Here is a 13000-nt window from a genome sequence, read left to right on the forward strand (position 1 = left end):
CTTCTATGATTGATTGTATTTACACAACCTTCTTCTTTTCACCACAAGCATGTCTTGTTGTATAAAGCGGGCTTTAAAAATCTTTCTCCACTACGAATAGTTATTGAAATGTTTGCGCCTGTTATTTCTCGCTTATTATTTCGTTAAAGCTATAACAGCGGAACTTTATGAACATGTCCTATCAAAAATTAGATAGATGCCCCAAACTAAACATACCTTACAATTAGAGGGGCATCACAAAAGTGAATATTATTCTACTCTAGTTCGGCCATACTCGAGATACATTCACATCTCTAATAATGATTGTTTGCGCATCTTTTTCACTCTCCAAATAAATAGTAAATTGTGCTACAGCGCTCCCGTCATGTGATAAATGAAACGGTACTTTAAAACGTCCGTTTTCATTAACTTCAACAGAAAACACTTTATCCATGTTTTTAGCCTCTACTTCTAAACGGACATTAGTATCCTCACTTACTCCTTCTAATGTAACAGCAAATTCATAGTCTCCTTCTAGTAAATCGCCCGTTCTTTGTGAGATATGAAAACTTTGACCACTATCTAATTCCGTAGTCAATCCGGCTCCCGAAGCTACTTTAATACCAGCACTTGAACGATATATTGACCATTCATCTGTTCCTGATTCAAAATTTGGATTTAATACTCGGTTAGTTCCATTATTAGTTGCATATTGAAAATATTCATAGACAACTTTCTGACCTAATTCATACCAATCCACCATTCCCATAGTTGAAAGACGAGACGGCTCTTCCTCTGTATACTGCTCTTTACTGCGGTAATCCTTAAAGTTCCAAAAGGTATATCCAGCTGTATAGGGTTTACTCACTGTTACATCCCAATGGGCAGCAAAGTTAGCTGCTTGCCAATCCTCTGTACCGCCTTCTGTAGCATTTCCCCTATTTCCATACATCGACCAAGTTCCGTTTTCTGTAATAATTATTGGCTTATCTGGATATAACTCATGCAATATCTCTAATCTTTCTTCGAAATCACTAGCACCAAAGTCCTCTGGATTTCCTCCATGAAAACCGTAATATTGGTTAATGGTCAGCAAGTCTGTCTCTACTCGAGTAATATCCTCCGGGTGGTGCTGTGTATTTGAAGCATATGTTATCGGGCGTTCTTTTTGGTCAATTTGATTTACTGCATCACGAAGCATATTAAAAAATTCAACATGTTCTTGATTGTTAGACGTATTTTCATTACCTACACTCCACATAATGACTGAAGGATGATTAGATTGATTCCAAGCCATGGCAATAGCCAACTCCTCTGATATCGTACCTTCCTTTAATTGATGTTGAATAGATTCGACATCCATCCAGTAATTTTCTATTTCATCCATGATATATAAGCCTATCTCATCTGCATATTGATACGCATAGGGATGGCGATTATAATGTGCTTGACGAATAAAGTTAGCATTCGCTTCCTTCATTAGATCTAATTCTTGCTGATATTCAGTAGTTGTCAATGATCTGCCGGATAATACCGATTCTTCATGCCAATTTGTTCCCTTCAAAAATACAGGTTCTTCATTGATAATCAAATCCGTACTCTCCACCTTCACATCAATTGCTCCATACTGAGCAGTAAGTACGTCTTTTTCAGGTATTTCTGCCGTTGCCGTATATAAACGGGGCGAATCAGGCGTCCATGATTCCATAGTAGGTGCATCAAATTCAAACGAAACAACCTTGACTTCGTTCGCTCCCATTTCCACTTCTTTTATTTCAGGCTGGATACCAGCTATTCCCGGATCCATTCTAACCTCTATTTGATCTGTTGATTCTGTTAAATTGAGTACAACAGCCTGCATTTGTACTCTCTTCTCCAATTCTGAAGCTTGCACATTTACTTTTAACACGGTTTGTGGCGTAGTTGCTTCCAAAAAAATATCTCTTGTTATTCCACTGTAGTCCCACCAGTCAAAAGAACCTGATGGTACACTATCTCTATCAATATATCCATGTGGTTTCCGATCTACCCGGATAGCGATGGTATTTTCCTTTCCTATTTCAAGAAAAGGAGTGATGTTTATCGCAAACGGGGTCATACCAAAGTCTGTCGTCCCTATACTGTATCCATTTACAAAAATCTCTGATTTTGGCCCCACACCGAGTGATACTAATTTAATAAATTTATCTTGCCAATCCTCATCCACTATCATCACTTTGCGAAACCAAAAAGAGCCAAACTTTTGACTATACTCCCCATTTTGATAGGCATAATCTAAACTGGCAGGTACACTCTCAAGTGACCATGAAGAATCATCAAAATTAAGTTCTGCTGGTTCTGCATTCTCTTCATAGCTCCCATCTGCATCATGAAAAAAGCTCCACTCTCCATTAAGAGATTCATAAGATCGCTGTAATTGATCTAATTGCCACGTGGTAAAAGCAGGTATAGGAAAACCGTTTTGATAAGCCACCGGAAAACCATCATGCTCCAAAATATGAACACGGTCATTTTCAACAAGCTGCACTTTATCAGATACACCAGTCTGTTTACTTTGCTCCAATGAATATCCCCCTATTAAAATCCCTGCAATTAAAAGAATAGTTAAAAACCCTGCTGTAACATATAATTTTCTCAACTAGCTCTCTCCCTCTGTTGATTTATTTGACTAAAATAAATCTTCATACATAAAGAATAGCTACTCTGAACCATTTCCTTCTCTTTAAAGAGGTTATTCAAAAAGACAATATATTGAATTTCAACATTCGCCATACATAGAAACGCTTACAACCGGAAATAACACAAAACAGAAGTTGCTATGTTCAATATTTAAAAACCCCCTTTTTAGAAAAATTATGCTTATTATGGCTTACACCATGCACCTAAAAACACTTCTCCTGTATGTTTCACTCTACAAAGTGCATATTACAGAAGAACTAGCTTTTACTACTCTTTTGCAGCTATAATTGATTCATTCTCATTTATGGAAGTAACTGTTATATTGACTTCCCCTGAAATAAGGTTAGCTGATTCAGCCCGAACAGTGATTTCCCCTGTATCTGTTGTACTTCTTACATAAGCAAGCAATTTTCCTTTATAGACCTTTCTCATAGGTTCACTATATGGACGTACATCTTGAGCATTTCCATTTTCTAACCCGATAATTTCACCTGGACCATTTATTGATAACCGTATATCGTTATCTGCTAGATATACTAAGTTCCCAAACTGATCAGTTACCTTTATTTCTAGATGAGCAATTTCTTGTCCATTTGCTTTTAACTCGTCACAATCTGTAGAAACCTTCAGCCCTTCTGGTTCTGCACTTGTGTGAATGAAAAATGAAGAGTCTTCACCATTAGCATGCTTGGCTACTGCTTTTAATTCTCCCTCTGCGAAATTCATTACCCATGTCACGCTATTTTTCGATTTATCCACTTTTTTGCTTCCTAAAGATCTTCCATTTAAAAATAGCTCCACCTCTTCACCATTAGTGAAACATTGTACTTGAATCTTTTCACCACTTCGCCAATTCCAATGTGATTCTCCATACCAATCGTCTTGGGATTCTAACGTTTTCGCACTTAAATAGACCATTGGCTTGTCACTCCACAAACTTTGACGGAAATAATAGCTTGGTTTCTTAAACCCAGCTAGATCTAATACACCAGCTTGTGAGGCTCTAATTGGCCATCCCTGTGCTTCACCTAAGAAGTCAATACCTGTCCAAATAAATTGACCACAAATATAGTCATTATTTTTCACGGTAAGCCAATCTTCTAAACTATGGCTATTTTCACTTCCATATATCACTCTGTTTGGATATTTCCGATGGTCTTCTTCATATAAATGTTCTTTATAATTATAACCAACTACATCTAACGTATCGGTATATCCTGTTAGGTTTGATAATTCGGGAAAGGCAACTGCTGCCGTAACAGGTCTTGTTGTATCACATTCTTTTACATATTGAGCCAATTTTTTCGATATAGTAGTAAGCCTTTCTGCATTCGGCTTATCGGGGTCGTACTGTCTTTCAGCTGCTGGCTTATTCGCATCATTATTACCAGTCATCGTTTTGAAATAAGGATGACAATACGGATCATTTGGATAATCTACTTCATTCCCAATACTCCACAAAATAATAGAGGGGTGGTTTCGATCTCTTAAAACCATCTCCTTTATATCTATTTCTCCCCACTGTGGAAAATCTTCTGAATACCCAAAATGCTTTGGTGGGTATACGTTATGACCTCTGGACCACTTATTTTTCACACCCTCCCATTCATCAAACGCCTCATCCATTACTAAAAAGCCCATCTGATCACATAAATCAAGAAGATATGGAACTGGTGGATTGTGACTCATTCGTATAGCATTACATCCCATTTCTTTTAATATTTTAAGTCTTCTTATCCATACCTTTTTAGGTACAGCAGCACCAAGGGCTCCCGCATCATGATGAACACATACACCCTTTATTTTCATGTTTACATCATTAAGAAAAAAACCTTCTTCAGGATCAAATGAAAAATAACGAATTCCTATTGGTGTTGTCACATTATCCACTATTTCTCCATCCTTCATAACCTCCGTTCGTATCGAATATAAATACGGGTTATCTGGTGACCAAAGGTTTGGATGATGAACAGCCATTTGTTGATCAACGTTCAACGAAGAAATCCCCTGAATATTACTCGTTTTTACAATCGAACCGATAGGTACACCAAGATGATCTAACAATGTATTTTTTATATCAACTTGTTCCTCATTTTCTGTTTCATTCAATAATTGCACATTAACGGAGACTTTCGCTTGTTCACTTGTTACCTCTGGCGTTGTAACAAATACACCATATTGGTCAATATGAATCGAGTCAGTAATAGTTAAATAGACATCTCGATAAATACCAGAACCAGTAAACCAACGGGAATCTGCAATATCCCTATGATTTACTTTCACTGATATGACATTGTCGCTCTCGCTAAATGAAACAAAATCCGTTATATCATAGGTGAAAGAGCTATATCCATATGGACGTTTTCCGATATAATAGCTGTTACACCAAACTTGAGCATTATTATAAATACCCTCAAACGTGATATACACTCGTTTTCCTGCTAAATCATTAGGTACATAAAAGTGCTTTCTATACCAACCTACTCCACCTGGTAAATAACCTGTTCCGCTTGAATGTTCCTGCGAAAAGGGGGCTTCTACCGACCAATCATGAGGAAGAGAAATATCACACCAAGATGAATCATCCATCCCTTTATACCAAGCATTCGATATATCTTCCCATGTGAATTTCCACCCTAAATTGAGATTCTGATTTATTCTTGCACTATTCATTTTCTATTCCACCTTTCTACTATAAAACATTGGTATGACACAGAATTAAGTTTGAGCCCCTTTATTTTCTAAAAAGAGGTCCCTAACTGTATTTCCTCAATTTTTTGTAATATTTTTGATACAATATACATTGTCATGAGACTCAGTACACTACCAAAGAAAAACGGTACTAGTCCTGGTAATAAAAGAAACACGACACCTATTAGGAAGATAGCCAAAGCCAAAGCTAGCATATGAAATGGATTGCTAATAACGATCATTGCTGAATATTTAACATAACGATATACAGATAACTTAGCATGACTAAATAGTGGTAGAGAAACTAATATCGTAAACAGAATAAGACCGGTAACAATCAGAACCAGAGCAATAAACAGACTACCTACTATTCCATCTAACTCTCTGACCAGTAGATAGTAAACTGAAAGGAGATAAATAATCAGGAAGTAGATGTAAAACAACATATTGGATTTCCAAAAGTTATTTTTATAGTTTTCCCAGAAAACACTAGAAACAGAGATGTCATCCTCACCTTGAACCCACTTCCTAGTTACAGAAAACATTGCTATAGTAGCTGGCCCCAATCCCAAAACTACTAGACCGATAAGTGTAAAAAAGAGCCATAATATATTCAAGTAAGCCAGCTTCATGATCCATACGCAAAACCTATATAAACCGTTTACAAAACTTGGCGTTTTCACATCCCATCACTCCCATTATCCTTTCAGAGATCCGCCAATTTTTATACCTGCTAAAATATGCTTTTGCAAGAACAAGAATAAAAGCAGCGGTGGTAACAAAGCTGTTAATGATGCAGCAAACAAAATACCATAATCAGTTAGGCCTTCTCTATCACCTTGCAATGAGTATAAACCTAGTTGTAACGGGAAATTATCTGGACTACTCAAATAAATAAGTGGACCTAAAAAGTCATTCCAATGAAAATTAAATGTCATAATACCTATCGTTACCATGATCGGCAGACAAAGTGGAGCAATAATTTTTATTAAAATCTGAAAAGAATTCGCGCCATCCATATAAGCAGATTCATCTAATTCCTTCGGCAATGTTTTAATAAATTGTCGGATGAGAAAGATATTAAATGGAACTCCAAAAGCACTTGGAATGATCAACGGCAAATAAGTATTTACCCATCCTAATTCTGAAAATAATAAAAATTGGGGAACAAGTGTAACTTGCTCTGGGATCATCATTGTTGCCAAAACGATTAAGAATAATGGACCATTTAAAGGCGATTTAAACCTTGCAAATCCATAAGCTACAACAAAAGAGGATGCTAAAACAAAAATAATATTAAAAAAAACGATAATCATACTATTCAAAGCATAGCGGACCATAGGAAAGCTAGAAAACATATTCGAATAGTTCTCCCATCTAAATGTTTCTGGGATCCATTGAATAGGAACCGTAAAGATCTCACCATTAGGCTTTAACGAACCAGATAATGTCCAAACTAGCGGAAGCATAAATATAATTGTTCCACCAACCAAAAAGACATACTTGAGAATTAATAGTGCCAATTCGCCTCGTCTCATCTTTTTCATTTCTTTTACAGATACAATCACTTCACCACTACTCATAATCGTAATACACCCACCTTTTCGACAGATACAAGTTGATAATCGTAATAATCAAAATAATTACGAACATAATCCAAGCTAACGCAGAAGCGTAACCCATCCTAAAGTATTCAAATGCATTATGATAAAGGTGAATCATTAATGTATCAGTCCAAGCAGGGTCGAGACCTGTAATAATCATCGGTTCGATAAACATTTTCAGTGTTCCGATAATCTCCATCGTTGCTACAAATAACACAGCCGGACTAATAGCTGGGAATGTTATAGACCAAAATTTACGAAAAGGAGAGGCACCATCAATATCAGCTGCTTCATGTAATTCCTTTGGAACACTAGATAAAGCTGGCAAAAAGATTAATAAACTTCCACCTACCCCCCATAATTTAACCAAAATAACGGTTGGTTTGGCCCAGCTTGCATCACTAGACCACCCTGGACCATCTATTCCAATCAATGAAAGCATAGCATTAACTAAACCTACATTTTGCCCATTCACTCCTGGAGCTAACATGTAATTCCAAAGCAATAGAATCGCTACACCTCCAAAAATAGCAGGCAAATAAAACGCCGTTCGAAATAACATAATCCCAGGTATAGTACGTAATAGCAAAATAGCTATAAGTAAACCAAGAAAAACGTGTAACGGGACACCTATAATCGTATAATAAATGGTATTCCACAAGGAGCTCCAAAACCTCTCATTTGTTACTAGCTCTACATAGTTACTGCCACCGACCCAAGTATGTGGTGATAATATATCATATTCAGTAAAACTTAAGTAAAGTGATACAATCATCGGACCTGCTGTAAAAGCCAAGAAACCAAATATCCATGGTGAAACATATAACAAAAATTGCTTACGTTCATTCCGCACGGCTTTTCCCCCTTTAAATGTATCAACATGATAAATTACATGCTTGGCTTAGAATGTGGTCTAAACCAAGCATTGCTATGGATTAATCATTCATTTTATCAAGAAGGCTTTCTATTTCTGACTTAACACCTGGCATCACCTTGTCAATAGGCTCATCTAAGTCTATCATCTTACTCATTCCCTCATCGACAGCCCGATTAATTTCACCCCACTCAGAAGTGACTTGTGGCGGAAAAGCACCGTCTAAAGAGGTAAGCATCATTTCAAAGTTTTCTGGAGCTTCACCATCTAAATTCAGGTATAAATCAGATTGTGCAATCTCTTTATTTGTAGGAGTATCGCCATGCTCTTGTGCTAATATTTCTTGAGCTTCTTCCCCAGTCCAGAACTTGATTACTTCCCAAGCTTCATCTTTTACCTTTGAATCCTTCGCCATGTGAAAAGCATTAGAAAAAATTGGGGTAGCATGTTGCGATCCTGATGGAGCTGTTGTAATATTCCAATCAAAATCTGTAATGTTTGCTTGACTGCTTAAAATATGCCATGGTCCATCAATTAACATAGCAATCTTACCACTTGTCCAAAGGTCAATACCTTCAGGGATTTGTGTAGAACTTGGTGAAATATTTTTGTCCCAAGTCGCTTCTTTCATAAACTCAATTGCTTCCATAGACTCTGGTGAATCTAAATTAAAGACATTTTTTTCTTCATTTAATACCCCACCACCAAATGAATGGAGTACTTGAGCTGTACTGGCCCACCATCCACCTATCGGGTTCATTCCAAAAATACCTTCATCAGAGTCAGCTATAACTTCACCTGCACTCATTACGTCATCCCAAGTCCAATCCTCATTTGGATAGTCTAAGTTATGTTCGTCAAATAAATCTTTATTATAAAGCATGATGACAGAACCTACGCGCAACGGCAGTCCATACACTTTATCATCATGTGTATATGCATCTATTGCAACATCATAAAACTGACTTAGGTCGACTCCATCCTCTTCTATATATGGAGTAAGATCCTCTAGCACACCTCTAGATGCAAATTGATAGGACTCTTCTGCAAACTGGATAACATCATATGGAGTGTTTGCTGCCATCATTACCGTCTGTTTCTGTGAGTATTCTTCACCATCCGGTAAATTCACTAATTCTACCTCTATATCTGGTTGAACTTTATCAAACTCCTCTTTTATAGCCTCCATTCTTGCTTTATCAAAATCGCCACCCCAATAACTAAAAGTTACTTTTGTAGACCCATCTGCATTCTGAGAATTTCCATCTGTATTTTCTTCATTACCACTACAAGCAACCATTATCAATAGTAAAAATACTACAACTAATATCAAACGAAAGCATTTCATCAAAAGCACCCCTTTGAAATTAAAATAAGTCCACCAAGTCATCATTCTCCACATCACCTTTAATCATCTAGCAAGGATTGCAAACACCAACAATATCATGAAGAAAATTCCATCACTTGCGTTGAGATGTATACTTTTCTAAAACGTCAGAATAAAAGCCAACATTCCTCCCTTCAATACATTAGAATCAAATCATCCACCCACTAATGAAAAGGCTTTCATAAAATGACGCTTTAATATTATATGCAGGTACACATTTATCTATTCAATTAACACCACAACAGTGAAATGGGTTTCACAGAGAACATTGTAGAACTTATTTTTATAAATGAAACCCCTTTCACGATTATGGTAAATGACAGGTTTTTAATTGTCAACACTTTTATCATTCTGTACCATTTTGCTCGAACCACGTACTACTAACTTTGTCGGAATAGTCCACTCTTTCTCAGGTCTTTTCCCATTGATCAATTCAACTAAAGTTTCAACAGCTTTTGCCCCTAGCTGATTATAATTTTGCGTAACAGAGGTTATTCCTGGAGGGAAGTATTTAGCCAAATATATATCATCAAAACCTATAACAGAGATATCATCAGGAATACGAATATCAAATTGTTGGAGGGTTCGTATTACACCTATTGCTACAAAGTCATTCACACACACAATAGCTGTTGGGCAATCCTTCATATATAATAACTGCTTTGCGAGCTCTTCACCAGACTCTATATCAAAGTCACCATCCAATATCCAATCATCATTAATCTCTAAACTATGTCGAGTCATTGCATCATGAAATGCTTCTAGCTTTATTTTTCTTGAACTAACACCTTTCAGTCCACCAAGAAAGGCTATTTTTCGATGCTTAAAATTCCACAGTAAGTCAATGATTTCATACATACCAGCACTTTCATCCGTTTTGACTATATGCGCATTCACATTGTCCATCCTACCATTAACAAAAACTACCGGCACTTGTTCCATCGTATTATTCATTTCTGCCACATATATTTCATTTGAGTCTACTTCGTTAATCCGCCCACCTAAAAATAGGATACCATCAACCTGTTTGTCTAATAGAGTCTGTAGGTAAGTGGATTCATTTTCAGGGTCATTCATGCTATTACATAAAAAGGTCGTATAACCCAATTCTAACGCCTTTGCTTCCATTTTCTGAACTAACATAGAAAAGAAGGGATGATTAATATCCGGAAGTATAATACCTATCATTTTTGATTGCTTATACAACAAACTTCTCGCTAAACTATTGGGCCTAAAATTATATTTCTCTATCACTTCTAACACTTTTCTCTTTGTTTCTGGCTTGACTCGCTCATTACCAGTTAACACCCTCGAAACGGTAGATGGTGAGACATTAGACTCATTAGCGATATCGTATATAGTTATGCTTTTTTTCATGTGTTCACCTTATCTCTCTACAAATAATAAAGAAAATTAAATATAGCATACATTTTTCTAAAATATCAGTCAAAACATTCAGTCACTAAAGCTTACCACATATATATATGAATTAAATGTAATTAGTACACTTCGTATAGTCGGTTATACCTACTACACAGAGTATACTAATCATCGTTTACTTGATTATCATTTTCCTTCAAAAAATAGCATTATTATTTCACCGTCTCTTTCGCATAAACAGTAGATTCCATATTTCGTGGTGTTACCATTACTGGCCACCAAAATGGTGTTCCACGCCAGCCATTTTCTTCTAAACCTTTTTGCTTCAATAACATAATGGATGGATAATTGACTGCTAAGTCTCTTGCAACCTTCAACTCACCTTTTTTCCCACTAGGCGTATCAGGTGCGTTCTCAAATCTACCATCTTGATTCACTCTTTTAATATTTCGTCCTTCCCTGACCAATAACCAGATATACTTTTTATCTGCGTCTAACAAAGAATAATCCAAGATGGATAAATACTCTTGCAAGTCCCACTCATAACCCTCTTCCATTTCTAATGTAGAATGGATCATCGTGATAATTTCTTTCACCTTACTTACTGGAGCTAAAAAGGCATCATCTGTCACTTTTGGTGAACGTTCCTGTAATTGACGAAGCATGACAGATATTTTTTCTACCGTTTTACTAATATAGGTTTTATAGCCTGTTTGAAATCCAACAGGTAACATTCGCTTGTTTGGCTTCAACGTCACAATGTTGGATAACAATATTTTATTAGGACTACATGGAACGATTTGGTTAGACAGATCGTTTTGTACAAAAACTACTCCTTGATCATGCCCTTTTTTGAAGGCTTCTCTTAATTCCGTATCAAACTCGTGAATCGTCTCCATCACATTGTAAATTTTTCTTGTTGTATAAAACCTTGTAACAGCAATATCCTCTACCGATCTTGCACCATACATTCGTGAATGTTGCAGGACCGTATCTTGTTGAAATGATTTCGGATTTCTCCCATAGAAAAAGCCGGTCAAATTACTAATCGTGACACCTCGATCCAAAATCTGTCCACCGATAAAAATATTCATTGGTGTGCGCAATTGTAATTGACCAGTGAAATCAAGCAATTCCTCTACTTCTTTATCGGAATTAACAGTGGATACAACAACCATTTCCTCTGCTAGTGCTTCTTTCACTTCTATTAATACCTCACGAAATGTGGGTGTAGGCGTGTTGACTAATCGAACAGAACTCATTAAGTGACGATAAGAATCTTTTATTGCTTGGATAAATAATTTATCTTCTGAATCCGCTAGCTGAGATAAATCGCGTAAAATACGATAAAGCAATTGCTCTTGCCATTCATGCGCCTTCTTGCCACGCTCTGTATGGACAATCATCGCATATTTTTCTTGCTCTTCACGTAAACGATCTTGCTGCCACCTGCGAATACAACTACCAACAATAAAATTAATGACTGCTCGATTAATATTCGTTAAATTCTTCTGTGATAAAATATTTTGCTTACGAACACGGCGCAAGTCCATCTTTTTCATCACCGCTAAATCATTATCATCAATCTCTTGATAAAGGTAATAGGCTGGTGAAGCAGGATCATCTGACTCATCAAAATATAGATCCCCACCTACATATTTGTCATGTATGGGCACTAATTCAGTAAACGCCGGTCTAACTGGTTCATATTTAATAAAGTCATTTTTCTCTCTTTCATCAGGCTGCAAGTATAACGAATAAGGTGTCGCCGTAACTTGTAAAAAGGATCCCTTCGCTACACTCGCACGGATATGGTCAATTTTCGAAGCTATGACTCTCATTTCTATAATGTTTTTCTCTGTGTTATTTTCATAGGATACACTAGCAAAATCTGCTTCATCATCAATAAATAAAATATTTTTATCCTTTAATGACGGATATGTCTCAAACAATGCAGCTTGAAGCCTATCGAGGTTTTTCGTTTCCTTTTTCACGACAATCGCAAGCTTCTTCTTTAACTCCCATTTACTTAAGTTATCAGGCATTGTCATAATATCGTACACACGCATATAATCGCGAGCTACCATCCCATCAAATTCCTGGTGGAGGCGAGCAATTGTCTGCTTTACAAGTGCTTTTGTCCCTTTTGTTAAAATAACGACGACATCATAGTCATTATCATACGCTAGTCCCATCACTCCGAGGAATGTTCGCGTTTTTCCTGATTGGATTTTTCCAAGCAGCATCCCTGGCTTATTAGCAGAAGTCTGCTGATAAATTAAGTTGTTCACTGTATTTTCCATACAATCAATATATGCTTGTTCGTATTTATTTTTCTCTATTAAAAAGGAATAAAAAGTTCCTTTTGTGTCGATTCGTGATGATGCTACTTTCACTAAAAAACGT

Annotated in this window: 8 protein-coding genes; all 8 read right to left on the minus strand. The window is 36.6% G+C overall.

Translation table 11 applies throughout. The features are described 5' to 3' along the window. Positions 1 to 259: 259 nt before the first annotated feature. Positions 260 to 2617, minus strand: a complete 2358-nt coding sequence (locus tag SH601_RS04825) for a glycoside hydrolase family 2 protein (RefSeq protein ID WP_319957119.1) — start codon at positions 2615 to 2617, stop codon at positions 260 to 262. A 308-nt stretch (positions 2618 to 2925) separates the two neighbouring features. Continuing rightward, the gene (locus tag SH601_RS04830; RefSeq protein ID WP_319957120.1) at positions 2926 to 5331 is read right to left on the minus strand and encodes a glycoside hydrolase family 2 TIM barrel-domain containing protein; all 2406 of its coding nucleotides are present in this window, start codon (positions 5329 to 5331) and stop codon (positions 2926 to 2928) included. A gap of 68 nt (positions 5332 to 5399) precedes the next feature. Further along, positions 5400 to 6032: a YesL family protein gene (locus tag SH601_RS04835; RefSeq protein ID WP_319957121.1), complete on the minus strand. Its 633-nt coding sequence runs from the start codon at positions 6030 to 6032 to the stop codon at positions 5400 to 5402. Between the two features lie 15 nt (positions 6033 to 6047). Then, entirely contained in the window at positions 6048 to 6932 is an 885-nt protein-coding gene (locus tag SH601_RS04840; RefSeq protein WP_319957122.1) for a carbohydrate ABC transporter permease, read from the minus strand. Next, complete coding sequence (locus SH601_RS04845; protein WP_319957123.1) at positions 6925 to 7806, minus strand: carbohydrate ABC transporter permease; 882 nt, start codon at positions 7804 to 7806, stop codon at positions 6925 to 6927. Before SH601_RS04845 ends, SH601_RS04840 begins: the two co-directional genes overlap by 8 nt. 82 nt (positions 7807 to 7888) lie before the next feature. Continuing rightward, on the minus strand, positions 7889 to 9175 hold the full coding sequence (locus SH601_RS04850; protein WP_319957124.1) for an ABC transporter substrate-binding protein: 1287 nt from the start codon (positions 9173 to 9175) through the stop codon (positions 7889 to 7891). A gap of 366 nt (positions 9176 to 9541) precedes the next feature. After that, positions 9542 to 10591 (minus strand): LacI family DNA-binding transcriptional regulator, encoded by a 1050-nt coding sequence (locus SH601_RS04855; protein WP_319957125.1) that lies wholly within the window; start codon positions 10589 to 10591, stop codon positions 9542 to 9544. A gap of 215 nt (positions 10592 to 10806) precedes the next feature. Then, entirely contained in the window at positions 10807 to 12990 is a 2184-nt protein-coding gene (locus SH601_RS04860; protein ID WP_319957126.1) for a Z1 domain-containing protein, read from the minus strand. Positions 12991 to 13000 lie beyond the last annotated feature (10 nt).

It is taken from the genome of Gracilibacillus pellucidus (assembly GCF_033949965.1).
GTDB lineage: Bacteria > Bacillota > Bacilli > Bacillales > Amphibacillaceae > Gracilibacillus > Gracilibacillus pellucidus.

Bases quoted from the DNA above. Each gene is read 5' to 3' on its own strand.
- SH601_RS04830 (WP_319957120.1), bottom strand. From the start codon at position 5,331: ATGAATAGTGCAAGAATAAATCAGAATCTCAATTTAGGGTGGAAATTC.
- SH601_RS04840 (WP_319957122.1), bottom strand. From the start codon at position 6,932: ATGAGTAGTGGTGAAGTGATTGTATCTGTAAAAGAAATGAAAAAGATG.
- SH601_RS04850 (WP_319957124.1), bottom strand. From the start codon at position 9,175: ATGAAATGCTTTCGTTTGATATTAGTTGTAGTATTTTTACTATTGATA.
- SH601_RS04855 (WP_319957125.1), bottom strand. From the start codon at position 10,591: ATGAAAAAAAGCATAACTATATACGATATCGCTAATGAGTCTAATGTC.